The organism is Bradyrhizobium sp. USDA 4538, assembly GCF_024171045.1.
GTDB lineage: Bacteria > Pseudomonadota > Alphaproteobacteria > Rhizobiales > Xanthobacteraceae > Bradyrhizobium > Bradyrhizobium australafricanum.
In genome coordinates this window covers 5,572,447-5,598,350 of the sequence record NZ_JALJZE010000001.1, presented here as the reverse complement: position 1 = coordinate 5,598,350, position 25,904 = coordinate 5,572,447, and the positions used below count along the sequence as shown (strand labels likewise).

Genomic DNA, 25,904 nt, shown 5'->3' with positions numbered 1-25,904 from the left:
CTATCCGGCTTGCGGCCGCGACCCGGACCACGCTCGCTTCAGCAGGTCGCGGATGCCGCTCTCCTCGATCGGCCTCGGATTCCAGTAAGGGTTCTTGGTGGCGAGCGCGGCTGCCCTTGCGATGCCGTCCTCGGGCATGCCGATCTCGGCGAGCGAGCGCGGCGCGCCGAGCCTTGCCGACAGATCGAACAGGCCATCGGCGGCGCTGGCCGCCCCAAGCGCCCTCGCCGCGCGGCTGACTGGATCGCGCGCGGCGGGCGTGTTGTAAGCGATGGTATGCGGCAGCAGCACCGCATGGGTCTCGGCATGCGGCAGGTCGAACAACGCACCGACGGTGTGGCAGAGCTTGTGATGCAGCGCCATGCCCACGGTGCCGAGACAGACCGCGCACAGCCACGCACCATAGAGCGCGTCCGCGCGCGCCTCGAGATCGCGCGGCTGCGCAATCACATCCGGCAGAGACGAGGCAAGCTTCGCAATCGCCTCTTCCGCCATCAGCGAGGTGATCGGGTTGCCGTCCCGCGCGTACAGCGCCTCGGCCGCATGCGCGATCGCGTTGAGGCCGGAGATCGCCGAGAATTTGGCCGGCATCGAGACGGTCAGGTTGACGTCGTAGATCACGGCCTCGGGCAGGATCTTCGGCGATGATTGCGTGGTCTTGACGCCGTCGACGGTCTCGCCGAGTACCGGCGTCATCTCGGAGCCGGCATAGCTGGTCGGCACGATCAGTTGCGGCAGGTCGGTGCGCAGCGCAATCGCCTTACTGAGGCCGGTCGCGGCGCCGGCGCCGATCGCAACCACGCCGTCGGGCTTGAGCTCGCGGACGATCTCCATCGCACGTTCTGTCACCGCGACCGGCGTATGCACCACTGCACCGTCGAACGATCCGGCCACACGGCCGCCGGTCAGGTCGGCGAGATCGCCGAGTTCGGCCTGCTGCCGCCGGCTCACCAGCACCAGCGCGCGATTGATGCCGAGCCGGTCGAGCTCGGCCGCCAGCTGTGCGACCGTGCCGACCCCGAACACGACCCGCATCGGGCTGACCTGGTAGGTGAACGGCTGCGCCATGGCGATTTCCGAAGCGTTGGTCAGCCGCGGCGCCAGTCGCGCGGCGTGCAGCCGAAGCGGTGCCTGAAGCGCCGCGTGAAATGCGACAGGTCGGAGAAGCCCCAGTCGAACGCGATGTCGCCGATCGCGCGCCCGGCGATCGCGGGGTCTCTCAGATCGCGCGCGGCGCCGTCGAGGCGGCGGTCCATCACATGGCTGGCGAATGTCGTGCCGGCGCGCTCGAACAGTTTGTGGACATAGCGCTCGCTGATGCCGATCGCAGCCGCAATGGCGGCAACGCCGAGCCCGGGCTCGCGCAGCCTGCCGTCCACGGCGCGGCGCAGCGCAAGCCACGTCGCATCGGCAAGGCCGGCACTCTCGGCGACGCCGGCGCGGCCGCTGCGCGACAGGCTGAGCGCGACCAGATCGAGCAGCACGCCGAACAGCCGCGCGTTGTCCGCATCCGAAGCACAGAGGGCGGATGTGTTCAGAACCTGCGCCGTCTCGGTGATGAGATGGCCGACGAAGGGATCATCCGAGACCCGCGCCGGCGCGACCTCGGGCGCCGTCGGCAGCCGTTCATCCAGCGCCTCGGCCGGCACCCAGAACGAGGCGACCTGCAGCGCCGGGCCGCGGTCGTGCAGCAGCGCGAAGCGCTGGCCGCTGTCGAAGATTCCGACCTGCCCCGGCGACAGGCTGATCTCGCGTCCCGCCTGCTGGATGCGGCAGCGGCCGGCAAGCTTCAGATTGAGGTAGTAGCAGCGCCGGCTGGACGCGGCGATGTCGGCAGCGGAGCGCCGCACGACATGCTCCGGGAAGCTGACCCGGTTGACCGCGCCATAACCGAGCCCAACGGTCTCGACGCGGGCGAGGAAGCCCGGCGTCGCCGGCGGCTCCGGCGTCAGGTTCATGAAGGCCTGGCAGATCGCCTCGCGGTAATACGCGAACTGCTCGCCGGGCCTGGTGTCCGCGGTATTCCAGCTCAGCCTGCGCGAGCGATCCGCGGCGGCGATTTGCTGCATCAGTTCACTCCGAGCCCAGTCCGGTTCGCTCACAGCCAAGCGCGTTCCGCGGGTCCAGGTCAATATCCATCAGGAAGCGGATGAAACCTGCGCGTATCCCGGGCCGTCCGGACGCGGCAATCCAGACAGGGAGGTACAACATGTCGACCTATGTTCTCGTCCATGGCGCCTGGCATACCGGCGCCGAGTTTGAGCCGGTTGCGGCCGCCATCCGCAAGGCCGGCCATGTCGTCCACACCCCGACCATCAGGGGTAACCGCCCCGGCGACCGGAAGGACTCCGGCCTCGCCGAGGCGATCCAGTCGATCGTGGATTATCTCGCCGAGCATGACCTCAAGGACATCGTCCTGGTCGGCCACAGCTATGGCGGCATGGTCATCACCGGCGTCGCCGACGCCGCCGCGAACCGCATCCGCCGCCTCGTCTACTGGAACGCCTTTGTCCCGAACAATGGCGAATGCCTCAACGACATGGTGCCGCCGCACTATCGCGGCCTGTTCGACGCCATTCATGCCGAGCGGGGCGACGGCTCGGTGGTGCTGCCGTTCCCGATCTGGCGCGAGGCCTTCATCAACGACGCCGATCTCGAGACGGCGCAGCGCGCCTATGACAAGCTCAACCCGCACCCGCTGAAGACCTTCCAGGACAAGATCGCGCTGCGCACCAATCCGGCCGAGATGCCGATCGCAAAGTCCTACGTGAACTGCACGGAGGACACCGCGATGCCGCACAGCCTGCCCTGGCATCCACGGTTGTCGGAGAAGCTCGGACTGTTCCGCCTGGTCCAGGTGCCGGGCAGCCACGAGCTCTGCTTCTCCAATCCCGAGCGGCTGGCGCAGGCCTTCCTCGACGCCGGCCGCGATTAGCGGCCTCCGTTTCACCTCGCCCCGCGTGCGGGGGAGAGGTCGGAACGCATCATTAGATGCGTTCCGGGTGAGGGGGAGTCTCCACAAACGCAGCTATCACCGCAGATGCGGGGACGGCCCCTCACCCCAACCCTCTCCCCGTAAGAACGGGGAGAGGGAGCGCAGCGCCCTTGCTGCTCGCCCCAATCCCGTGATGCTCTACGCCACCGCTCTGTATGCTGGCGCAGTCGCGAGGAAGCGGGCATAGGCGTCGGCGTCCGGCGGCGTGAACTTTTCGACGAGCGGGTTGCGGCGCGACGCCTTGGTGCCGATGTCCGCCAACAGTTCGTCGAAATGCTTGAAGTGGTACGGCGCGACGCACAGCCCGCCATAGACGCCCGCTGCCGGACGCCCGACGCGCTTGAAGTTCAGCATCATCGCGATGTTGTCGTGCATCTCGGCCGCGCTCGGCTGCCGCGCCAGCTGGCCGTCGGCGTAGCGCACCAGCCAGTTCGCGGCGAGATCGGCGCACAGCACGGTGCAGAAGCTCGAATTGAAGCCGACAAAGCCCATGTCGGGCAGATCGGGATTGGCGATCAGCCGGTACAGCCGGTACTGCCCGTCGGGCTCGACCAGCTTGTTCTGATACTCCTCGGGCAGGAACGGCACGCCGAGCTTGTAGCCGATCGCGAGCACCGCGAGGTCGGCCGCGACGCGCTGGCCGCCGCTCATCACGATGGTCTTGCCGTCGTAATGGTCAAAGGTGCCGCGCACCGCCTTGATCCGGCCGTCGGCCACCATCGGATAGAAGCCGGGGGTTGCGATCGGCACCGAGCAGTTGACGCCGTCCTCGATCCGCTCCTTCGGCACCATGCCGCATTGCTTCAGCTTGAGCTGCATCTTCAGCATGCTCTCGAGCCCGCGCCAGTTCGCCCACACGAACGGCTTTGCCACCACATGCGCGAGGCGTGCCATCGGCCCGATGCCCCAGCTCGCAAACATCTGCTCCTGCGCGCGGATGTAGAGGATGCGCTTGAAGTTGACGAGGCCGCCGACGAAATAGGGAATCCGCCAGACCGGCTCGCGAAACACGATGGTGACTTCGCTGGCGCCGGAATTGACCGCATTCACCGCGATGTCGGTCGCCGATTTGGAGCCGCCGAGCACCACCACCTTGCGGCCCTTGGCAAGCGTTGGATCGCCGTATTGCGATGAATGCAGAATCTGCCCGCCCTGCGCCTTGAAGCCGTCCTCGCCCGCCAGCGGCAAGGCCTGCGGCTCGTTGAATTGCCCGGTGCAGACCGCGACGAAGTCGAAATCCTCGTGGCCGGTGGCGCCGTCGGTCGAGCGCAGCGCCAGCGTCCAGCCCGGCCTGCCGTCAGTGCGGCGCGTCATGCCTTCGACCTTGGTGTCGAACCGCATCGCGCCGTCGAGCCCGTGGCTGCGGGCATAGTCGCGCAAGTAGGCATGGACCTGCGGACCCTTCGGCCATTCCGGATAGGACTCCGGCATTGCCTTGTCGGTGTAGCGATAGAGCTCCTTCGGGCTCTGGGTCTGCACGTCGGGATAGGAGCGCGCCGGCTCCCAAACGCCGCCGAGATCGCCGCTGCGCTCGATGATGGTCACCTTGTGGCCGCGACCGGCAAAGGCCTTGCCGGCAGCAAGGCCGGAAATGCCGGCGCCGATGACGCACACATGCTTCTGCTTGACCATGAAACCGCTCCGAATTGAATGAACAGGTCCAATTTCGTTAAGCGCACGCGTCCCCGTCATCGCCGGAGTCCAGCTCCGGCGATTGCCGCCTCGTGTGCGTATTGTCTGTTTGACCGCCGGGCTAGTCGTTGGCTTCCGGCGGCAGGAAGTCCACCTCGTGCTCGGCGGAGATACGCACCACCTCGGCGGGGTCCTGCAGATTGTGCAGCTTCTCGAACAGCGCCTCGAGCTTCTGCATCGGCGACACCCAGAACAGCGCCCGCGCCGGCTTGTCCGACTTGTTGAAATAGCCGTGCGGGATGCCGCGCGGCATGCGCACGAGGTCGCCGGCCTTGGCCTGCACCCAGACGCCGTCGAGCTTGAGGTCGAGCACGCCTTCCTGCACCAGGATGAACTCGTCCTGGGTCGGGTGGATGTGCACCGGCACGAACTGGCCGGGATCGCTGTTGGTTTCGAACGCGAAGGTCGAGTCGGTGACCGCCTTCGGATAGTAGACCTGGCCCAGGATATTCCAGGTCTTGCCGCCGTAGCCGGTGCCGGTTCGGGTAATTCCTTTTTCGAGCGTGCCCATGTCAGCCTCTCCAGTTTTGATGCGCAGTGCCGGCACGGAGCCTGTCGCCGGCCGGTGAGGCTGTCTAGCCGATAAACGAATCCGCACCCGGCACGTTCATGCTGCAATGCGGGAGCGTTGCGCCGGCCGGCTGCTGCCCAATGCCGTCGCATCGTCCTGACCGCCGATCGGGCAGATTGCACGACGAAACGGCGTTCCCCTTTACCGCGGGATGCTCTAGGCTGCTTGATGTTTTAGACCTCAAACAACTCCGGACGGCCGTCGTGACTGCTGTTGGCAACGAGGTTTCGGCAAGCGCAAATCCGGCAAGCGCAAGGCTCAAGGATTTCGCACGCGTCGCGACGGCGCGCGTCGATGACGCGGCGGAAGCGATCGGCCGCATCTTCTGTCCGCACGATCTGACGCCGGTCGATCATTCCGCGAGCGATTTCTCCGCGCATCACAATTGTGCCGACTTCGACGGCTTCTCCGTCAACTACGTCGCTTATGGCGGGTCGGTCGCGATCAATCCCGGCTGCCTCGACCGCTTCTTCCTGTTGCAGATGCCGCTGTCCGGCTCGGCCGCGATCCGCACCGCCGCGCGCGAACTGACCACCGGACCACGGCACACCGCCTCGCTGCTGTCGCCGACAATTCCGACCGAGATGACCTGGCGCGGCGACTGCGCCCAGCTGATCTTGCTGCTCGACCGCAAGCTGGTCGAGCATCGCGCCGCGGCGCTTGGCGGCGTGGCGGTGAGGCCGGTCGAGTTCGATCCGGCCGTCGCGCTGAGCGGGCCGCTCGGGCAGACGCTCTCGGCCAGGATCGAGCAGCTTGTCACGGCCGCCGAGCAGCTCGGGCCGCGCAAGACTTTGTCGGCGGTCGCGGCGGCCGATTGGCGCGAATCGTTTCTCAATGTCCTGCTCAACGGGCAGCGGCACAGCCTGAGTTCGGCGATCGATGTCTTCAACGGCCGCACCGAGGCCCAGCCGGCCGCCTTGAAACGCGTGCGCGCCTATCTCGAGAGCCGGGCAACCGAGCCGCTGGACCTCGCCGAGCTCGCGGAGATCGCGGGCACCGGCATCCGCGCGCTGCAACTCGGCTTCCGCCGTCACTTCGGCACCACCGTGTCCGAGATGCTGCTCGACATCCGCCTCGCCCATCTGAACGCCCGCCTCAAGACGGCGCGGCCGGGCGAGCGCATCGTCGATATTGCATTCGACCTCGGCTTTACCCATCTGAGCCGGATGGCGAGCGCCTACCGCGCCAAGTTCGGCGAGAGCCCGAAGGCGACCCTGCAGCGGCTGAGCTGAGCGGCGGTTCCGGGCAGCCCGGCCACGCCCTGCCCATCCGGCCAGTATCGCCGTCAGCCGCGACATCCCAGATTGAGGGAAGCCAACGGAGTTTCCCATGACCGAACCGAATATCCTGTCCTCGCTGTCATCAGCTTTTGCGGAGACCATTGCGCGCGCTGCGCCCGCCATCGTCTCCGTGCATTCGCATCGCGCGCGCGCCTCCGGCTTTGTCTGGAAGGCGGGCTTGATCGTCACCGCCGATGAAGCGCTGGCCGACGAGGGCGAGATCGAAATCCAGTTCGCCGACGGCAGCCGCAGGCCAGCGACCGTCGTCGGACGCGACCACACCACCGACGTCGCGCTGCTGCGCGTCGAAGGCGATGTCGCCCCCGTCAAGCTGTCGACCGGCAGCCCCGCGCTGGGATCGCTCGCGGTGATCGTCGCCGCCGACCGGGGCGCGCCGACCGCGCGGCTCGGCATCGTCGCACTGTCCGGCCCGGCCTGGCGCAGCCTGCGCGGCGGCGAAATCGATGCACGGATCGAGCTCGACGTCCGGCTGCGGCACAGCCAGCAGGGCGGCCTGGCGCTGAACGCCGCGGGCGAGCCGTTCGGCATGGCCGTGCTCGGCCCGCGCCGCGTGCTGACGATCCCGGCTACGACCATCGAGCGGGTCGCAGGCCAGCTCGAGAAGAGCGGCCGCATCGCGCGCGGATATCTTGGCGTCGGATTGCAGCCGGTCCGTCTCGACGACGGCCTCGGCGCGATGGTGATGAACGTCGACAAGGCCGGCCCCTCGGCCGCCGCCGGCATCCGGCAAGGCGACGTGATCATTGCCGTGAATGGCGAGAAGCTGTCCGGCGTGCGCGCGCTGTCGCGCGGCCTCGGACCGCAGAGCGTCGGCACGGTGGTCGAGCTCACCGTGCATCGCGGCGGCGAGCCGCTGAACTTCAAGGTGACAGTCGGCGAGAGGCCCGAGACGTGAGCGGTGAGCCGGCCAACGACATCGTCATCGCGCTCGAGGTCGACGACGCCGTCCTCGCCGACCGGCTGGCGACCCTGCTCGGCAGCGTCGACGGCCTGCGGCTCGCAGCGCCGGGCGAACAGGCCACGGCGGCGGTCGTCGCACGCAACCGCGAGGCCGCGGGCGCCGGCAACTTCGAGCTGACGCCGCGCGAGCTCGACGTGCTGGCGCTGCTGGCGGAAGGCGCGTCCAACAAGATGATCGCACAGCGGCTCGGGATTTCCGTCCACACGGCCAAGTTTCATGTCGGTTCGCTGCTCGACAAGCTCGACGCCACCGGCCGCACCGACGCCGTCGCCCATGCCGCGCGGCGCGGGGTGATCAATTTGTGAGGGGTGGGATGATTGTTGTAGTGACGCTGAGCTGAGATCTCTCCACCCGTCGTCCCTGCGAAAGCACTAGGGGATGCACACATCTGGTGCGACGGATTGACTCGGGTCAGAGATTGGGGATTCCAGAATCGGGGGTCTCGGTGACTTCTATTACGGCACTTCGGCTTGGGCGGAGGTGCCAGCATGTTGTCGCGGATTGACTGGACGTTGGGCCGGTTCGAGGATGGTCGTCTCGATAAAGGGGGGCGGCGCTCATCGGACGCATGGTCGCGGGCAAGGATGTATGCCTTCGGCGGCTTTCCAAGGGAGACCGCGCGCTGGAGGTGCGGTTCAACCGCTTTCTCGGTAACTCCAAGGTGACGAAGGAGCGCATCATCGAAAGCTGGAGCGAAAGCACGGCTGCGGCGGTTACAGGCCGCCATGTTTTGGCGATCCAGGACACCAGCGAGATCCACTTCAACACCACGCCGCAACGCCGGCGCGGGCTCGGGGAGATCGGCAAGGGCAATCACCACGGCGTGCTGCTGCACCCGATGCTGGCGGTGGATGCGGACAATGGCACCTGCCTGGGACTTTTGAGCGGCGAGGTGTGGACGCGTGAAGGCCCTCGGAGCGTCTCGCATGACAGCCGCGACCTGTCGGACAAGGAATCGCAGCGCTGGATTGCCACCGCCCTTGCGGCCAAGCCGCTGCTTACCGGTGCTGCAATGGTGACCCTGCTTGGTGACCGCGAGAGCGACATCTTTGCTCTTTATGCCAGCGCAGCCGAGCAAGACTACCGCGTGATCGCCCGCAGCATGCATGATCGCAAGCTGGCCGACACGACGGGTTTGTATGCGGCGATCGACGCCATGACGGCGGTAGAGCGTCGCATCATCGAGTTGCCTGCGCGTGCGGGGCGGCCTGCACGTCCGATGGACCTCGAACTTCGCTTCGGCGCAATCGAGCTGGCCCGGCCGCAAAGCAAGTTCCTGCGCCATTTGCCGAAAAGCCTGCATCTGGCCATCGTTGACGTCCGCGAGATCAATGCCGATCCCAACGTCGAGCCGTTGCACTGGCGTCTTCTCACCTCTCACGAGGTCACCAGTTCAGACGATGCCTGGCGCATTGTCGCCTGGTACAAGCAGCGCTGGATCATCGAGCAGTTCTTCCGCGTCCTCAAGACGCAGGGCTTCAAGCTCGAGGATAGCCAGATCGGCACCGCCGGCCGGCTTCTCAAATTGGTTGCCATCGCTGCCAAGGCCGCGATCATCACCATCCAGCTCCTGCAAGCGCGCAACGGGAGCCAGCAGTCGCTTCACGTTGCCTTCAATCCCAGCGAGATCGATGCGTTGACCGCCCTCAATCAGCAGCTTGAAGCCAGGAACAGACGACTGAAGAACCCGCATCCGTCCGATCGTCTTGCCTGGGCGGCCTGGATTATCGGCCGCATTGGAGGATGGGACGGCTATCCGTCCTCCAAGCCACCAGGCCCCATCACCTTCAAAAACGGTCTCGATTACTTCCGCGCCGTCGCTCTCGGATGGAGCCTCAGAAATGTGTGCATGCCCTAGTGCGAAAGCAGGGACCCATACGCCGCGGTGGATATTGCAGGCGGGACTCGTCGTTGTCGTCCTGGCGAAAGCCGGGACCTTAACCACCGCATTCGACGGTGAACGAGATCGTGGCCCTAGCGTCGCGCAACAGTGCGCACTTGGGGTAATGGGTCCTGGCCTTCGCCAGGACGACTGCGAATCTTTCGTGCGCACTCGTCTGCTTCACGCAGCCACTGCACAGCAACCCCAAATCAGCGATTTGGAAAATTCCGCCCTGCGGACACCCGACTCAGTATTCGACCGGATACAGACGCCTTCACGATCTGGCTATGCAATCTTCAGCCAACAAGAAGAAACGGCATGAAGAAGCTGATCGGTCGTCATCGGGACATTCAATATACACTCACCAACATCGAACCCGACCTCTGGGCCTGGTCGTTCGACATCAACGGCAAGACCAAGCAAGGCACCACGCGCGCGCGGCTCGACCTGCTGGCGCGGCGGCGCGTCTGCACGCTGATCGATCGCGAGTTGAAACGCGCGGAACGTACCAGGCCCAACGAGCCCGACTGATCGCTCTCCCCGGTGAAGGTCCATTGGACGGGCCGCGCCTATCACAAATGAAAACTCCCGCAGCGCCGGCTGCGGGAGTTGTTGGCATCGGTGACCGCGGGGAGGTCCAACCACCGATACCGACATTCGCTGACCCTGGTCAGGCTGTTTTGGCGAACATCGTCAGCACGCCATCGGCGATGTTGATAGCGACGACCTGCGACGAAGTCAGGCCCTTGGCCTTGAGCGCGGAGACCGCCTGCGGTGTCGCGTCAATCGACTTCCGAAGCGACTGGATGTCGTCCTCCTTGGTCTTTGCCATCGCATCCTCGATCTTCGATCGCATCTCGGGCTTGAGGTCCTTGATGTCGACGACCTGTATGCTCCGGATGACAGTGGACTGATCGGATGACTGCGGCGGCGCATTGGGTTGCGTGCCTTGCGCTTGCACCAAGGCGGGCGTTCCGAGGACGAGCGCGGCAACAGTGACGAATGCTGTGAGATTGCGCATGGTCGATTCCTTTTCGAGGTCAGCAAGCGATAAAACCTACGCGCGAAGTTTGGCTGACGTCTGATTTTTCCATGGCCATTCATTGGAGCCAATGCGACCGCAATGCGGGCGTCGAAGCCCGCTCAGCCGCAGCGCCGACGTCGAGCGCGTCGGCCCGGGCGCGATTAACTACGATGCGATGACGGAAATAGCGATCTCGAACCGTGGTCCGGCATAGCGCCTGTCATCCGGCCCACCCTCGCCGCACCCGACGTTCCAGACCGCCGGCCATGCGAACCGCTCCAGCCCCGTTGCCGATATCGCCGCGCACGACGTCCAGCGCGTGTCACCGCTGCGTCGCCACAGCACGCCGCCCGGTCCCATGTCCGGATAGAAGGCGATGTCGAGGTCGAAATCGCTGTTGGCGCCGAGATCGGGACCGATCCAGTAATAGGGACTGCGTCCACGCTCGCGTCCAAGCATCAAGGTGAGCGTCTGATTCGGCCCGCGCAAGCCAAGCCAGAGCGGTGCGATCACGCCGGGCGCGGGCGTGCAGAGCAGCGTTTGTGGCGCGGCGGTTCCCGCGGCGGTGCGGCCCGCCAGTTTCAGCGCGATGACCGTCGCGGGCGCCAATGTCCCCGACAGCGGTGCAGGGCTGGTCCCGCGCGGCAGCGGCGACCACGCGGCCTGGTCCAGCGATGGCAGCGGCCATGCCAGCTGCTCGCGCGCCACACCTTCGGTATCGAGCACCTGATAGCGGAACCCATCCTGATCGAGCGCGGCCTGCACGCAATGCAGATACTCGACGCCTTCGGGCATCCGGTGCGCGGTGCCGGCGCCCGCCGTGCAGACCTGCAGCACACCGCGATGAACCTGGACGTCGAATGCGAGAATGTGGCTGCACAGATAGGCGGTGACATCGGCGCGGACGAGGATATCCCAGAAGCGCTCGCGGTATTCGTGGCCGATCTCGCGCTGATAGCTGCCGCTGTAGCCGTTGATGGGGTACACGGGATGATGGCCCAGCACCAGCTTGTGCCTGGCGTCCTTGTGCTGTGCGAGGACCGCTTGCAGCCAGTCGGTCTCGACATGCCCCTCGCCGCCGAGGCCGCTCCACAGCGTGTGCACGAACACCATCACGAGATCGTCGCGGCGAACCCAGTAGGACAGCCCCTCCTGACCGGGCGGGCCGTTGCGCGGCAGCTGCAGCACCTCGCGGAACACCGCCTCGCTCATCTCGTCATAGGTGGTGTGGTTGCCGGTCGTGTGCCACAGCGGCACCGCGCGCCGGTCGAACCAGGACATCTCGACCTCGAACCAATGCCGCCATTGCGCGCGCAGCGCGTCGGCATCGGCGGTGAGGCCGATGATCTCGTCGCCAGGGAACAGAATGAATTCGGGCGCAGGATGCAGCCGGCGCACCACGTCGTTCACCGACGCGAAGGTGCGCTCATGCAGCGCGCCCGGAACGCCCGAGCAGGCATCGGCATAGATCACGAACTGGTGGCCCGAATTTCTCGGTAACAGAGACGGAATTGCATCATCCATGGTCGGACCACGTCCTCGCGAGCCACATCATAGAGGAAGGCAGACTGATCGCTCAAGGCAGACATTCGCAGGCGCAAGGTTGCAGGCAGCCGGGGCTTTTGAGATCGTGTGTCACGCATTGCATTCGTCCCATGACAAGGAGTTCCGGCGTGGCCATCCTCAAGGACCTCAGCATCGGATTCTACAAGATCCCGCTTCCGGTGGTGCTGAGCGACAGCACGCATGGCGAGATCAAGGCGTTCGAGCTCGTCACGATCCGCGCCCGCGATGCCGACGGCGCCGAAGGCACCGGCTACACCTACACGGTCGGCCGCAATGGCGGCGCCATCGCCGATATCCTGGGCCGCGAAATCACCGAGATCGCGCGCGGGATGGAGGCCGACGACACCGAGCAGCTTTGGCACAAGGTGTGGTGGGCGCTGCATTATGGCGGCCGCGGCGGCCCGGCGGTGCTGGCGCTGTCCGCGCTCGACATCGCGTTGTGGGACCTCAAGGCGCGGCGGGCATCGCTGCCGCTGTGGCGGCTGCTCGGCGGCTTCGACCGACGGGTGCCCTGCTATGCCGGCGGCATCGATCTCGATCTGCCGCTCGATGGCCTGCTCAAGCAGACCGACGACAATCTTGCCAAGGGCTTTCGCGCCATCAAGATGAAGGTCGGCCGGCCGAGCCTTGCATCCGACGTGGCGCGCGTGAAGGCGATGCGCGGCCATCTCGGCGACGAGTTTCCGCTGATGGCCGATGCCAACATGAAATGGACCGTCGAGGAAGCGATCCGCGCCGCGCGCGCCCTGCAACCGTTCGACCTGACCTGGCTCGAGGAGCCGACGATTCCGGACGACGTCGCGGGACACGCCCGCATCGTGCAGGCCGGCGGCGTGCCGATCGCGGCCGGCGAGAACCTGCGCAGCCTGTGGGAGTTCAAGCCGTATATCGCCGGCGGCGCGCTGTCCTATGCCGAGCCCGACGTCACCAATTGCGGCGGTGTGACCAGCTTCATGAAGGTCGCCCGGCTCGCCGAGGCCTTCAATATTCCCGTCACCAGCCATGGCGCGCATGACATCACCGTGCATCTGCTGGCTGCGTGCCCGAACCGGTCGTATCTCGAGGCGCACGGCTTCGGCCTCGACCGCTATATCGAGCACCCGCTGGTTCTGGAGCAGGGCATGGCGATCGCGCCCGATCATCGCCCGGGGCACGGCATCGCCTTCGACTGGAAAGGCCTTGAGCGGCTCAGCGTCGCCTGACGCAGAAACATTTCTGCACACCAAGACGTGACATTCGGAAATGCAGGTCTGCCGGCGCGCGCTAGGCGGCGTCGCGACAAGCTGCTAGCGTTTCGCGCTTCAGATTGCCCAAAGCGCGATGAGATCATCGCGCTTCGGCTCATTGTCTGAGCATGATCTTTTCGGAAAACCGCTTCACACTTTTCCGGATCATGCTCTAGCGTTAAGGGATCGGAGCAAATGGACAACCGTAGTGATGTTTGGCGCGGCGTCGACGCGATCAAGCCGCGTTTCATCGAATTGAGCGACCGGGTCTGGGCGATGCCCGAGGTCTGTTACACCGAGGCGCGCTCATCCGCCGAACATCTGGCCGAACTGCGCCATCAGGGTTTTCGCATCACCGAGAACGTCGCCGAGATCCCGACCGCGGTGATGGGCGAATGGGGCGAAGGCGGCCCGGTGATCGCCTTCCTCGGCGAATATGACGCCCTGCCCGGGCTCAGCCAGGAGGCCGGAATCGCCGAGCATCGCCCGGTCGAAAGCGGCGGCCACGGCCATGGCTGCGGACATAATCTGCTCGGCTCCTCCGCGCTGCTCGCCGCGACCGCGGTGAAGGACTGGCTGGCCGCCAACAAGGTGCCGGGGCGCGTGCGCTATTACGGATGTCCTGCCGAGGAAGGCGGCGCGGCAAAGGCCTTCATGGTGCGCTGTGGCGCGTTCGAGGACGCCGACATCGCCATCACCTGGCATCCGCACAGTTTTTGGGAGGTGGCGGTGACGCCGTCGCTCGCCAATACCCGCGCCGATTTCACGTTCATCGGGCGCACCTCGCATGCGGCAGCCTCGCCGCATCTCGGCCGCAGCGCGCTCGATGCGGTGGAATTGATGAATGTCGGCGTCAACTACATGCGCGAGCACATGCCGAGCGACGCCCGGGTGCACTACGCACTGCTCGACACCGGCGGCATCGCGCCCAACGTGGTGCAGGCCCATGCCCGGGTGCGCTATTCGATCCGCGCCCGCGACCTGCCCGGCATGAACGAGCTGGTCGAGCGCGTGCACAAGATCGCACAGGGCGCGGCGCTGATGACCGAGACCAAGGTGGAGATGAAGATCATCTCCGCGGTCTCCAACATCCTGCCCAACACGCCGCTGGAACAGACGCTGCACCGGATCATGGAAGAGCTCGGCCCCCCGCATTTCGACGATGCCGACAAGGATTTCGCCGGCAAGATCCGCGCGACCCTGACCGACAAGGACATCGCTTCGGTCTATTATGCGATCGGCATGGAGCCGACCGACCGGCCGCTCGCCGATTTCCTGGTGCCGATCGACGCCACGCGCAATCCGCTGATCGGCTCGACCGACGTCGGCGACGTCAGCTGGGTGGTGCCGACCGTGCAGGTCCATGCACCGACGGTTGCAATCGGCACGCCGTTCCACACCTGGCAGGTTGTGGCGCAGGGCAAGACGCCGGCCGCGCACAAGGCGATGGTGCAGGCCGCCAAGGCGATGGCAGGCCTCGGCGTCAAGGCGCTGATGGAGCCGGAGCTGATCGCGGCCGCCAAGGCCGACCTCAAGAAGCGGACCACAAGAACGCCTTATGTCAGTCCGCTGCCGGCGAATGTTGCACCGCCGTTGGACATGTCGATCGCCTGAGAACCGCGTGTGCGGGCCGGACCTGCTCTCCGGGATCAAGCAATCGCATATCCCCATCGTCATGGCCGGGCTTGTCCCGGCCAACCACGACATTCTCACGCGGAAACGGAGACGTGGATGCCCGGCACAAGGCCGGGCATGACGAGTTTGCGGAGGGATCGCTTCAGACGCGAACTCCGGCCTGCGTGGCAAAAAAGCATCTCGGAACAAAGGATAACGAACAAATTTTCCGCACTGCGAGGCGCGCAAGGGCGCGCTTTTGGCGCCGATCTGCTGAACCGGTGTGCGGCAAGGGGAGGTTCTGCACAAGCGATAGCCAAAAGACCTAGGCGCTGAAGGGCGGGAGGCGTTGACCTTCGCGGTCATTCGGTGTGCCATCCTGCCGCCAACACGGCGGCCGGTTCCACGGCCCGCCGCAATAACCAATTGAGCCGGACCGAGGGGACAATGTTCGACAGGAATCTGCGTGGCATGATCGACGACGTGAAGGACGGGCGGATGGATCGCCGCGCCTTCGTCAAGCGAATGATTGCCGTCGGCCTCACCGCGCCGATGGCCAACCAGATCCTTGCGATCGGCGGCGTCGCGATGGCGCAGAGCCCGAATCCCTACAAGCCGACCAAGCGCGGCGGCGGCGGTCCGCTGAAGCTGTTGTGGTGGCAGGGCCCCACCCTGCTCAATCCGCACTTCGCCACCGGCACCAAGGACCAGGACGGCTCGCGACTGTTCTACGAACCGCTGGCAAGCTGGGACGTCGACGGCCATCTCAACCCGATCCTCGCCGCCGAAATCCCCTCGATCCAGAACGGCGGGCTTTCCAAAGACGCCAAGTCGGTGGTCTGGAAACTCAAGCCCGGCGTCAAATGGCATGACGGCAAACCCTTCACCGCCGACGACGTCGTGTTCAACTGGGAATATGCCACCGACCCCGCGACCGCAGCCGTCTCGAGCGGGACCTATTCCGGCATGACCGTGGAGAAGGTCGACGACCTCACGGTCCGCATCAAGTTCAAGGATCCGACGCCGTTCTGGGCCAATGCGTTCGTCGGCGCCTATGGCTGCATCATCCCAAAGCATTTGTTCGCCGAGTACAAGGGCAGCAAGTCGCGCGAGGCGCCGAACAATCTGAAGCCGGTCGGCACCAGCCCCTACAAGTTCGTCGAGTTCAAGCCGGGCGATCTGGTGCGCGGCGAGATTAATCCCGATTACCACATGCCGAACCGGCCCTATTTCGACACGATCGAGATGAAGGGCGGCGGCGATGCGGTGTCGGCGGCGCGCGCGGTGATCCAGACCGGCGAATATGACTTCGCCTGGAACATCCAGGTCGAGGACGAGGTGCTGCTGCGGCTGGAAAAGGGCGGCAAGGGCAAGACGCTCTATGCCGTCGGCGGCGACATCGAATTCATCGCCATCAACTTCACCGACCCGAACACCGAGGTCGACGGCGAACGCTCGTCGATCAAGACCAAGCATCCGATCCTGTCGGATCCGGCGGTGCGCAAGGCGCTGGCTCTGCTGGTCGACCGCGACTCCGTCAAGAAGGTGATCTACGGCCGCGCCGGCCGCGCCACCGCCAATTATCTCAACGGCCCCGAGGAGTTCGTTTCCAAGAACACCAGATGGGAGTTCTCGGTCGAGAAGGCGAGCGCGCTGCTCGAACAGGCCGGCTGGAAGGTCGGCTCCGACGGCATCCGCGAGAAGGACGGCAAGAAGCTGAAGCTGCTGTACCAGACCTCGATCAACGGCCCGCGGCAGAAGACCCAGGCGATCGTCAAGCAGGCCTGCCAGAAGGCCGGCATCGACGTCGAGCTGAAGTCGGTGGTGGCCTCGGTGTTCTTCTCCTCCGACGTCGCCAACCCCGACACCTATTCCAAGTTCTACGCCGACATCGAGATGTTCCAGATCCCGATGACACAACCCGACCCGGGCCTGCACATGCGCCGCTATCTGTCGCGCAATGTCGCGACCAAGGAGAACAAGTGGCAAGGGCAGAACTTCCCGCGCTGGGTCAACAAGGATTTCGACGCCGCGATCGAGGCGGCCGATACCGAGACCGATCCGATCAAGCGGGCCGAGCTCTACATCAAGTGCAACGATCTGATGTGGCAGGACACGGTGGTGATCCCGGTGATGCACCGCCTCGCGGTGGAAGCCTGCTCCAACACGGTGCGGCCCGCGCTCTCCGGCTGGGCCAACCAGACCGACAATCTGCAAGACTGGTATCGTGAAACCTGAGACACGGGGACAGGTTCGGAGTTTGAGTAGGTGCATCTTCTCCCTCTCCCCGTTCTTACGGGGATGAGACGAGCGGAGCTCGCTCTTGGAGGGTTGGGGTGAGGGGCTTTCGCAGCAAACACCGTGAAAGATGAGTTCGTGGAGACTCCCCCTCACCCGAATTCAAGCCGTGCTTGAATTCCGACCTCTCCCCGCACGCGGGGCGAGGTGAAGCTCGCCTTTCGACTGGAAGCAAGATCAACGTGCTCAAGGTGCGAGCGTTAGTTAGATGATCTCTCGATGAGTCAATATATCCTGCGTCGCCTGATGATCGCGATCCCGAGCCTGCTCGGGATCTCGCTCGTGCTGTTCGTCGTGCTGGCGCTCGCGCCGGGCGATCCGTTCAGCGAGCTCGCGACCAATCCGAACGTGCCGCCCGAGGTGCAGGCCGCGCTGCGCGCCAAGTTCGGCCTCGACGACCCGATCTATCTTCGCTACCTGCACTGGCTCGCGGCGATGGCGCAGGGCGACTGGGGCTTCTCCTTTGTCAGCCGGATCAATGTCGACACGCTGATCCTGCAGCGGCTGCCGACCACGCTCTACGTGATCGGCTCGGCGCAGCTGCTGGCGCTGTTGATCGCGATCCCGGTCGGCGTCTATGCCGCCACCCGGCCCTATTCGATCTTCGACCAGCTCGCCAACACCTTCGCCTTCATCGGCTTCTCGCTGCCGACCTTCTTCACCGGCATCCTGTTCATCCTGGTATTCTCGGTGAAGCTGGACTGGCTGCCCTTCGTCTACACCGACGTGCCGGGCAGCGGCATTCCCTGGCTGCTGGAGATGGTCCGGCAGGCGATCATGCCGGTGATGGTGCTCGGCCTGTTCCAGGCGGCGTCGATGACCCGCTTCGTGCGCTCGGCAATGCTCGACGTGATCCGGCTCGACTATGTCACCACCGCCCGCGCCAAGGGGCTCGGGCAAGCCAAGGTGATCGTCAAACACGTGATGCGCAACGCGATGATCCCGGTCGTCACGCTGATTGCGCTGCAAATGCCCGCCGTGTTCGGCGGCGCCATCGTCACCGAGCAGATCTTCCGGATTCCCGGCATCGGCTCGCTCCTGATTTCCTCCATCCTCGCCAATGACACGCCGGTCGTGATGGCCGTGACCTTCGTCTTCGCGTGTCTCGTGGTGCTGTTCAACCTGATCGCAGATGTCCTCTATGGCTGGCTTGACCCTCGCATCTCCTTCCGCTGAGCGGCGCGGCTATTCGCCCTGGCGCGAAACCTGGCAGCGCTACCGCCGGCACCGTCCGGCCGTGGTCAGCGCCGTGCTGCTGCTGCTGCTGATCGCAGCCGTCGTGATCGGTCCGTTCGTCTGGCGCGTCTCGATCAGCGACATGGACGTCGTGGCCGGCCTGCAGGGCCCCTCGCTGGCGCACCCGTTCGGCACCGACGATCTCGGCCAGGACCTGCTCGCCCGCATGATCTATGGCGGGCGCATCTCGCTCGCGGTCGGCCTCGCCGCGATGCTGGTCTCGGTGTTCGTCGGCACGCTGATCGGCGCCCTCGCCGGCATGTCGCGCGGCGCGCTCGGCTATGCGCTGATGTGGCTGACCGATCTGTTCCTGTCGTTGCCGCAACTGCCGTTGCTGTTGATGCTGATCTACCTGTTCCGCGACGGGCTGAAGGCGATGTTCGGCCCCGAGGGCGGCATCTTCATCCTGATCGTACTGGTGATCGGCGGCCTGCGCTGGATGCCGGTCGCGCGCCTGGTGCGCGCCCAGTTCCTGTCGCTGCGCGAGAAGGAATTCGTCGAGGCGGCGCGCGCGCTCGGCGCGAGCCCGGTGCGCCAGGTGGTGCGCCACATCCTGCCCAACGCGCTGGGCCCCGTGATCATCGCCGGCACGATCGACGTCGCCGCCGCCATCATCGCGGAATCGACGCTCTCGTTCCTCGGCCTCGGCTTCCCGCCGGATACGCCGACCTGGGGCCGCATCCTCTATGACGCCAAGGATTTTCTCGACATCGGCCCGCATTGGGCGCTGTTCCCGGGTGGCGCGATCTTCATCGCGGTGGTCGCCATCAACTTCATCGGCGACGGGCTGCGCGACGCGCTCGACGCGCGCAAGGTGATCTGATGGCGCTGCTCGACATCAAGGGCCTGAAAACCCATTTCACCACCGACGACGGCATCCTCCAGGCGGTCGACGGCGTCGACATCAGCATCAACCGCGGCGAGACGCTGTGCGTGGTCGGCGAATCCGGCTGCGGCAAGACCGTCACCGCGATGTCGATCCTGAAGCTGATCGCCATGCCGCCGGGCAAGATCGTCGAAGGCGAGATCATCTTCGAGGGCCGCGACCTGGTGCCGCTGACCAGCCACCAGCTCGACGACATCAGGGCCAAGGAGATCGGCTTCATCTTCCAGGAGCCGATGACCTCGCTCAATCCGGTGCTGACCATCGGCGAGCAGATCGCCGAGAGCCTGCGCCGCCACGAGGCGGTGACCAAGAAGCAGGCGCTCGAGCGCACCATCGAGATGCTGAAGCTGGTGCAGATCCCCAACGCCGGGGGCCGCGTGCATCATTATCCGCACCAGTTCTCCGGCGGCATGCGCCAGCGCGTGATGATCGCGATGGCGCTGGCGTGCCGGCCCAAGCTCGTGATCGCGGACGAGCCGACCACCGCGCTCGACGTCACCATCCAGGCGCAGATCCTCGACCTGTTGCAGGACATGAAGGAACGCTTCGGCATGGCGGTGATGCTGATCACGCACGCGATGGGCGTGGTCGCCGAGACCGCGCAGCGCGTCGTCGTGATGTACGCCGGCAAGGTGGTGGAGGAGGCGCCGGTCGACGAACTGTTCGGCAATCCCGGCCATCCCTACACCCAGGGCCTGATCCGCTCGATCCCGCGCATCGATCTCGACGCCGCGCACAAGACGCGGCTGGAGGCGATCGGCGGCTCAGTGCCGATCCTGATCAACCCGCCGCCCGGCTGCCGCTTTGCCGCCCGCTGCAAATACGCCATGAGCATCTGCACCGAAAAGGAGCCGCGGCTGCGCGAGATCGCGCCCGGCCACCGCATGGCCTGCCACCTCGGAGACGCGTCATGAGCGAACCGCTGCTGCGCGTTTCCAATCTGAAGAAGCACTTTCCGGTGCTGGGCGGCCTGCTCTCGCGCGAGGTCGGCCAGGTCTATGCGGTCGACGGCGTGTCGTTCTCGGTCAATCGCGGCGAGACGCTCGGCCTCGTCGGCGAATCCGGCTGCGGCAAGTCGACCACCGGCCGCTGCGTGCTGCGGCTGATCGAGCCGACCTCGGGCGAGGTCGTGTTCGACGGCCGGAGCGTCACCGGCCTCGGCGGCGGCGACCTGCGCGCCATGCGGCGGAACATGCAGCTCGTGTTCCAGGACCCGTTCGCCTCGCTCAATCCGCGCATGACGGTCGGCGCGATCCTCGGCGAGCCCTTCATCATCCATAACCTCGTGAGCTCGGCCAGCGAGCGCGAGGACCGCGTCGCGAGCCTCCTGGTCAAGGTCGGGCTGAAGGCCGAGCACATGCGCCGCTACCCGCACGAATTCTCCGGCGGCCAGCGCCAGCGCATCGCGATCGCCCGCGCGCTGACGCTGGAGCCGAAGCTGATCGTGTGCGACGAGCCGGTCTCCGCGCTCGACGTCTCGATCCAGGCCCAGGTCATCAACCTGCTCGAGGATCTGCAGGCCGAGCTGAACCTGACCTATCTGTTCGTCGCCCACGATCTCTCGGTCGTGGAGCACATCTCCGACCGCGTCGCGGTGATGTATCTCGGCCGCATCGTCGAGCTCGCCAAGGCCAGCGATCTCTACCGCAACCCCCAGCATCCCTACACCAAGGCGCTGCTCTCGGCGGTGCCGGTGCCGGACCCCAAGGCGAAGCGCGACCGCATCCGCCTGAAGGGCGACGTGCCGAGCCCGATGAATCCGCCCAAGGGCTGCCACTTCCACACGAGATGCCCGATCGCCGAGGAGCGCTGCCGGCAAAGCGCGCCGGAGTTGCTGGAAGGCAGGAACGGGCATTCCGTGGCGTGCCATCTGGCGTAGGTCGCGCGCCAGATGCGATAGCCAGCCGGCGGGAGCGCACCGCCAAAAATATCGAAAACAACCCCATGCAAAGTAGCCGGCGGCTGCGGGCGTTCGACACGGCACTTGACATGTCGGGCAAATCAGCGGCATCATTCGATAATTCCGAAATAATGGCGACGATAGTTGAATCACGTCGTCAGACGTTAACGCCGCTTGGTCTTGGTCCGCGGCTTCGGTCCGGCCTTTGTCTTGATCTTCCGCCGCGGTGCAGGCGCGACGGCGTCCTCCACCTCATTCACCTCCGTCCGCAGCGTCTCGAGCAGCCAGTCGCGAAACGCGCGCATGCCCGGCGTCACCTCGCGCGACTTCAGCCAGGTCAGCCAATAGGATCCCGCCGGGACCTCGGCCGCGAACGGCCGCAGCAGCCGGCCGGAGACCAGCTCATTTTCGAACATCGCGATCGGCACCAGCCCGACGCCGACGCCGCGCGCGGCGGCCTCGGCCATCGCGACCGAACTGTCGAAGATCGGCCCCTGGATTTTCGGACACGGCGCGCCGGCGACCGCAAACCATAGCGGCCATTCCTCGGCGCGGTAGGACCGCAGCAGGAATTCCTGCGCGAGATCGGACGGCTTGCGCAGCCGGTCCGCCGCGTCGGGGCAGCACACCGGCGAGAGCGGTGCGGACAACAGATGGATCGCCTCGGTGCCGTGCCACGAGCCGTCGCCGAAGCGCAGCGCGAGATCGAGCCCGTCGCCTGCGATGTCGACGCGGTTGTTGTTGGTGAGCAGACGCAAATCGATATAGGGATGCGCGCGCTTGAAGCGGTCGACCCTTTGCAAGAGCCATCCGGTCGCGAACGTCGTGACGCAGCCGACGGTCACGACCTCGCGCGTGCCCTTGGCCTCGATGCGGTCGATCGCGGCGCCGATCCGGTCGAGCGCGTCTGACAGCACCGGCAGCAGCGCCAGCCCCTCGTCGGTGAGCACCAGCCCGCGCGGCAGCCGGCGGAACAGGCTCGTGCCTAGGAGATCCTCGAGCTGCTTGACCTGATGGCTGATCGCAGTCTGCGTCACGCGCAGCTCCAGCCCGGCGCGGGTGAAGCTGAGCAGCCGCGCGGAGGCCTCGAAGGCGCGCAGCGCGTTCAGCGGGAGATGCCGGCGCACGGCGTCATGACCAAGTTTTCCTCATGTCTCGCTGTATAAATGATTGTTTGTGCGCCGTCACGCCGCCCGGCAGGTTCGCGCCGCCAACGGGAGATTCGACATGCTGACGAGACGGACATTTGGATTGTGCGCGCTGGGCCTTGCGGCGTCCTGCACTTTGCCGCGGCAAGGCGCAGCGGCAGGACCAGGCGAGCCGGCGCAGCGGCTGCAGCAGGAGTTTGCGCGCATCGAGCTGGCAACCAGCGGCCGGCTCGGCGTCGCCGCGCTCGACATGGAGACGGGATTGCGCGCGAGCCGGCGCGGCGACGAGCGGTTCCCGATGTGCAGCACCTTCAAGGCGTTGGCCTCGGCCGCGGTGCTGCACCGGGTCGACCGCGGCGAATCCAGCCTCGATCAGCGCGTGCAAATCGAGGCCAAGGATATCTTGGCCTACGCGCCGGTCACCAAGGCGCACGTCGGATCGGCCATGACTCTGTCCGAACTCTGCGCGGCCGCCATCACGCTCAGCGACAACACCGCCGCCAACCTGCTGCTGCGGGAGATCGGCGGGCCCGCCGGCTTTACCAGCTTCTTCCGCACCATCGGCGACAATGTCAGCCGGCTCGACCGCTGGGAGGTGGAGCTGAACGAAGCCGTGCCCGGCGACCAGCGCGACACCACGAGTCCTGTCGCGATGCTGAAGGATTTGCAGCGCGTCGTGCTCGGCGACGTTCTGCAGACCGTCTCGCGCCAGAAGCTGGTGGACTGGATGGTCGCCAACAAAACCGGCGACGCAAGGCTGCGTGCCGGCGTGCCCCGCGACTGGCGGGTTGGCGACAAGACCGGCACCGGCGAGCGCGGCACCTACAACGACATCGGCGTGTTCTGGCCGCCCGGCCGCAAGCCGATCGTGGTGACGGTTTACCTGACCGGGGCAAGTGCCCCCATGGAGAAGTGCAACGAGGTGATCGCCAATGTCGCGCGCGCCGTCGCCAATGCGAGCACCGGGCAAAGCGGCTGAACCAGCGACGCCGCGGCCGGCGTCGCCGACAACGTCAGGTCGGCCAGCGACCAAGCAAGTCGCTCGCCGCCTCGAACAACGCTGCAACGCGCAACAGTTCGGCATCGGCCCGGAAGCGGCCGACCAGGTGCAGTCCGATCGGCAGGCCGTCGCGGCCGAAACCTGCGGGGATGCTGACGGCGGGATGACCTGTCATGTTGAACAGCATGGTCCAGGGAAACCAGTGCGGCCGCACGCTGTCGAAACTCCGGCCGTCGATCTCGATCGTGCCGAACAGGTCCTGGTCGATCGGCAGAGCCGACCGGGTCAAGGTCGGCATCGCCAGGAGATCGCCGCGCGCGAACAGCGACTGCACCCGGCGGAACAGCGCGGTGCGCTCGAACATCGCCCGCTGGTAGTCGACACCGCTGACCTGCGCCGCCAGCGCGAGCTGCTTCAGGAAGGTTGCACTGAGATCATTTTGATGATCGGCCGCGAGCTTCTCGAAGCGGGTGCGCCAGACTGTGTGATTGATCGCACGCCAGATCGGCTCGATGTCAAAGCCGTCGCCGGAAAACTCTTCGAGCGCGGCGCCGAGGCTCGCCAGACGGTCGAGGCTTGCCTTGAACGCCGCGGCCACATCGGATGTGACCGGACGCCCCGGCGGCGACAGGCAGAACAGCACCCGCCGGCCCTTGAGGTCGCCGCGCGGCGCGGCAAGCCCGAGATAGTCAGGCACCGGCACCCCGATCGACCAGGGGTCCGACAGATCCTCTCCCGCCATCGCCTGCATCATCAGCGCCGTATCGGCAACGGTGCGCGTGGTCGGTGTGACATAGGTCTGGTTGCCGAACGCGTCCTGCACCTGGCTATGCGGGATCACCCCGTTGCTCTGCTTGATTCCGACCACGCCGTTGCAGGCGGCGGGAACCCGGGTGGAGCCGCCGCCATCGGTCGCAACCGCCAGCGGTGCGATGCCGCTCGCGACGGCTACCGCCGCGCCGCCGCTGGAGCCGCCACTGGACCGCTCGGCACTCCATGCATTGCGCGTCCGCCCGAACAGCGGCGAATCGGTCAGGCACTTGCTGCCGAACTCCGGCGTCGTGGTCTTGCCGATCAATATGCCGCCCTGGGCACGGAGGCGTGCCACCGCGACGGCGTCGTTGTCGGGCACGTTGTCCCGGTACGGCACCGCGCCGAAGGTCGTCCGGACGTCTTTGGTGTTGACGATGTCCTTCACGGTGAAGGGGATGCCGTGGAGCAGACCGGGCGGCTCGCCAGCCGTGATTTGCCGCTCGGCGGCTTTCGCCTGCGCCATCGCCGCATCGCCGCACAGCGTGATGAAGCAGTTCAATTCGGGTTGCAGCCGCTCGGCACGGGCGAGCACCGCGCGCGTAACCTCGACAGGCGAAACCTCCTTGCGGGCGATGCGCCCACGAAGCTCAACGGCAGACAGCAGACACAGATCGTCGCTCATTTGGGCAAGGACTCGCGTCAGATAGGGTCGACGCCCGCATCGTGCCGCGCTGCAAGCGGCAAGTCCATCGGCTCGGACGCATGGCGAAAGGCCACGGAGCCGCGACGGCGCATGGCCTGCCGGCGCGGCGGGCCCTTCCCGGCCGCGCGGCTTGGCAGCGACGGAGGATCATGCGACGCTCGACCGAATGGCGCTGCTGTCAGCATGACGGAGGACCACGCCTTGTATCGCCGCATCGCCCTCGCCGCGCTGATCGTTGCCGGCAGCGTGCACGGCAGCCTCGCGGCGCCCGATCCGGCGCGATGCCGCGAGCTGATCCGCAAATACGAAACCGACAAGGCCCAGCTCAGCGCGATCGAGATCTCGCTGTCGCTATTTGCGGCCGCCAATGCCGATTGCATCAACCTTGCCACCGAGCTGCTCGATCACGGCGCCTCGGTCGACGCGCGGGACCGGCTGGGCGCAAGGCCGCTGAGCCACGCCGCCCGCTCCGGCCATCTTGCCATGGTCGACCTGCTGCTGGCACGCGGCGCGCCGCTCGATGCGCGCAACCTCGCGGGATCGACCGCGCTGTATTTTGCCGCCGAGCGCGGCCATGTCGCGATCGTGCAGCGCCTGATCGACCGCGGCGCCGACGTCAATCTCACCGGACGCAGCGGCGCCTCCCCGGTCGCGGCCGCCGCCTATGCCGGCAGGGACATGGTGGTGCGCATGCTGCTGGCGCACGGCGCCGACGGCCGCAAGGCTGACGACACCGGCAAGCCGCCGATCGTCTACGCCGCGGCCGGCGGCCAGCTCGGCATCGTCAAGCAGCTGCTGGCGCGCGAGATCGACATCAACGCGCGCTACGCCAACGATCTGACGCTCCTGATGTGGGCCGCCGGCCCTGACGAGACCGTGCCGGAGGCGCAAGCACTGGAGGTCGTCTCGTACCTGCTGGAAGGCGGCGCCAAGGTCGACGACCGCGATGCGCGCGGCCGCACCGCGCTGATGATCGCCGCCGAAGGCAATCATCCGGCGATTGCCAGGACACTGCTGGCGCACGGCGCCGACCCTGCGCTGGCCGACAAGGCCGGCAAGCACGCCGCCGATCTGACCATCCTCTCAGTGCTGCGCGAAGAGCTGACGCCGCGCTGAGGCGACTTGCTCGGACGTCATGGCCGGGCTTG

General features: G+C 66.2%; 23 protein-coding genes. 15 read left to right on the top strand and 8 right to left on the bottom strand.

Features of this window, described 5'->3' with window-relative positions; genetic code table 11:
- Positions 1 to 1,068, bottom strand: a complete 1,068-nt coding sequence (locus tag J2R78_RS25325) for a maleylacetate reductase (protein WP_253607250.1) — start codon at positions 1,066 to 1,068, stop codon at positions 1 to 3.
- Between the two features lie 20 nt (positions 1,069 to 1,088).
- Positions 1,089 to 2,069, bottom strand: a complete 981-nt coding sequence (locus J2R78_RS25320) for a helix-turn-helix domain-containing protein (protein WP_253607249.1) — start codon at positions 2,067 to 2,069, stop codon at positions 1,089 to 1,091.
- 140 nt (positions 2,070 to 2,209) lie between these two features.
- On the opposite strand from J2R78_RS25320, the gene J2R78_RS25315 reads away from it, so the two are divergent.
- Positions 2,210 to 2,935, top strand: a complete 726-nt coding sequence (locus tag J2R78_RS25315; protein ID WP_253607248.1) for an alpha/beta hydrolase — start codon at positions 2,210 to 2,212, stop codon at positions 2,933 to 2,935.
- Positions 2,936 to 3,133: 198 nt separating this feature from the next.
- Here J2R78_RS25315 and J2R78_RS25310 read toward each other — a convergent pair whose 3' ends face one another.
- Positions 3,134 to 4,627 (bottom strand): NAD(P)/FAD-dependent oxidoreductase, encoded by a 1,494-nt coding sequence (locus J2R78_RS25310; protein WP_253607247.1) that lies wholly within the window; start codon positions 4,625 to 4,627, stop codon positions 3,134 to 3,136.
- Between the two features lie 121 nt (positions 4,628 to 4,748).
- Positions 4,749 to 5,198, bottom strand: coding sequence for a cupin domain-containing protein (locus tag J2R78_RS25305; RefSeq protein ID WP_050386854.1), 450 nt, complete (start codon positions 5,196 to 5,198; stop codon positions 4,749 to 4,751).
- Positions 5,199 to 5,461: 263 nt separating this feature from the next.
- On the opposite strand from J2R78_RS25305, the gene J2R78_RS25300 reads away from it, so the two are divergent.
- The 5 genes from J2R78_RS25300 to J2R78_RS25280 all read left to right on the top strand — a co-directional run bounded on the left by J2R78_RS25300 (position 5,462) and on the right by J2R78_RS25280 (position 9,933).
- Complete coding sequence (locus J2R78_RS25300) at positions 5,462 to 6,490, top strand: AraC family transcriptional regulator (RefSeq protein ID WP_253607246.1); 1,029 nt, start codon at positions 5,462 to 5,464, stop codon at positions 6,488 to 6,490.
- A gap of 97 nt (positions 6,491 to 6,587) precedes the next feature.
- Positions 6,588 to 7,454 (top strand): S1C family serine protease, encoded by an 867-nt coding sequence (locus J2R78_RS25295; RefSeq protein ID WP_092081679.1) that lies wholly within the window; start codon positions 6,588 to 6,590, stop codon positions 7,452 to 7,454.
- Positions 7,451 to 7,825 carry a response regulator transcription factor gene (locus J2R78_RS25290; RefSeq protein WP_253607245.1) on the top strand — a complete coding sequence of 125 codons (375 nt, stop codon included), beginning with the start codon at positions 7,451 to 7,453 and terminating at the stop codon, positions 7,823 to 7,825. The genes J2R78_RS25295 and J2R78_RS25290 overlap by 4 nt, the downstream gene beginning before the upstream one ends.
- A 263-nt stretch (positions 7,826 to 8,088) precedes the next feature.
- Positions 8,089 to 9,378: an IS4 family transposase gene (locus J2R78_RS25285; RefSeq protein ID WP_225642830.1), complete on the top strand. Its 1,290-nt coding sequence runs from the start codon at positions 8,089 to 8,091 to the stop codon at positions 9,376 to 9,378.
- 342 nt (positions 9,379 to 9,720) lie between these two features.
- Positions 9,721 to 9,933, top strand: coding sequence for a hypothetical protein (locus J2R78_RS25280; RefSeq protein ID WP_168855778.1), 213 nt, complete (start codon positions 9,721 to 9,723; stop codon positions 9,931 to 9,933).
- A 139-nt stretch (positions 9,934 to 10,072) separates the two neighbouring features.
- Here the strand turns inward: J2R78_RS25280 and J2R78_RS25275 are convergent, their stop codons facing one another.
- Entirely contained in the window at positions 10,073 to 10,423 is a 351-nt protein-coding gene (locus J2R78_RS25275; RefSeq protein ID WP_057019241.1) for a hypothetical protein, read from the bottom strand.
- Between the two features lie 168 nt (positions 10,424 to 10,591).
- On the bottom strand, positions 10,592 to 11,950 hold the full coding sequence (locus J2R78_RS25270; protein WP_253607244.1) for a metallophosphoesterase: 1,359 nt from the start codon (positions 11,948 to 11,950) through the stop codon (positions 10,592 to 10,594).
- 149 nt (positions 11,951 to 12,099) lie between these two features.
- Between J2R78_RS25270 and J2R78_RS25265 the strand changes: the two genes are divergently transcribed.
- From J2R78_RS25265 to J2R78_RS25235, 7 genes are all read left to right on the top strand, one after another.
- Complete coding sequence (locus J2R78_RS25265; protein WP_229159057.1) at positions 12,100 to 13,194, top strand: mandelate racemase/muconate lactonizing enzyme family protein; 1,095 nt, start codon at positions 12,100 to 12,102, stop codon at positions 13,192 to 13,194.
- A 219-nt stretch (positions 13,195 to 13,413) separates the two neighbouring features.
- Positions 13,414 to 14,832: a M20 family metallopeptidase gene (locus tag J2R78_RS25260; protein WP_225646505.1), complete on the top strand. Its 1,419-nt coding sequence runs from the start codon at positions 13,414 to 13,416 to the stop codon at positions 14,830 to 14,832.
- 447 nt (positions 14,833 to 15,279) lie between these two features.
- Positions 15,280 to 17,070 carry a peptide ABC transporter substrate-binding protein gene (locus J2R78_RS25255; RefSeq protein WP_057019238.1) on the top strand — a complete coding sequence of 597 codons (1,791 nt, stop codon included), beginning with the start codon at positions 15,280 to 15,282 and terminating at the stop codon, positions 17,068 to 17,070.
- Positions 17,071 to 17,349: 279 nt separating this feature from the next.
- The gene (locus tag J2R78_RS25250) at positions 17,350 to 18,306 is read left to right on the top strand and encodes an ABC transporter permease (RefSeq protein ID WP_092081673.1); all 957 of its coding nucleotides are present in this window, start codon (positions 17,350 to 17,352) and stop codon (positions 18,304 to 18,306) included.
- Positions 18,272 to 19,189 carry an ABC transporter permease gene (locus J2R78_RS25245; RefSeq protein ID WP_253607243.1) on the top strand — a complete coding sequence of 306 codons (918 nt, stop codon included), beginning with the start codon at positions 18,272 to 18,274 and terminating at the stop codon, positions 19,187 to 19,189. The genes J2R78_RS25250 and J2R78_RS25245 overlap by 35 nt, the downstream gene beginning before the upstream one ends.
- Entirely contained in the window at positions 19,186 to 20,166 is a 981-nt protein-coding gene (locus J2R78_RS25240; protein WP_253609907.1) for an ABC transporter ATP-binding protein, read from the top strand. The genes J2R78_RS25245 and J2R78_RS25240 overlap by 4 nt, the downstream gene beginning before the upstream one ends.
- Positions 20,163 to 21,131 (top strand): ABC transporter ATP-binding protein, encoded by a 969-nt coding sequence (locus J2R78_RS25235; RefSeq protein ID WP_057019236.1) that lies wholly within the window; start codon positions 20,163 to 20,165, stop codon positions 21,129 to 21,131. Before J2R78_RS25240 ends, J2R78_RS25235 begins: the two co-directional genes overlap by 4 nt.
- Positions 21,132 to 21,316: 185 nt before the next feature.
- Here the strand turns inward: J2R78_RS25235 and J2R78_RS25230 are convergent, their stop codons facing one another.
- Positions 21,317 to 22,279 (bottom strand): LysR family transcriptional regulator, encoded by a 963-nt coding sequence (locus J2R78_RS25230; protein ID WP_253607242.1) that lies wholly within the window; start codon positions 22,277 to 22,279, stop codon positions 21,317 to 21,319.
- 100 nt (positions 22,280 to 22,379) lie between these two features.
- Here J2R78_RS25230 and bla point away from each other — a divergent pair, with 100 nt between their 5' ends.
- Complete coding sequence (bla, locus tag J2R78_RS25225) at positions 22,380 to 23,279, top strand: class A beta-lactamase (protein ID WP_253607241.1); 900 nt, start codon at positions 22,380 to 22,382, stop codon at positions 23,277 to 23,279.
- A gap of 34 nt (positions 23,280 to 23,313) precedes the next feature.
- Here bla and J2R78_RS25220 read toward each other — a convergent pair whose 3' ends face one another.
- Positions 23,314 to 24,735 carry an amidase gene (locus J2R78_RS25220; protein WP_253607240.1) on the bottom strand — a complete coding sequence of 474 codons (1,422 nt, stop codon included), beginning with the start codon at positions 24,733 to 24,735 and terminating at the stop codon, positions 23,314 to 23,316.
- A gap of 204 nt (positions 24,736 to 24,939) precedes the next feature.
- On the opposite strand from J2R78_RS25220, the gene J2R78_RS25215 reads away from it, so the two are divergent.
- The gene (locus tag J2R78_RS25215; protein WP_253607239.1) at positions 24,940 to 25,872 is read left to right on the top strand and encodes an ankyrin repeat domain-containing protein; all 933 of its coding nucleotides are present in this window, start codon (positions 24,940 to 24,942) and stop codon (positions 25,870 to 25,872) included.
- Positions 25,873 to 25,904: the final 32 nt, after the last annotated feature.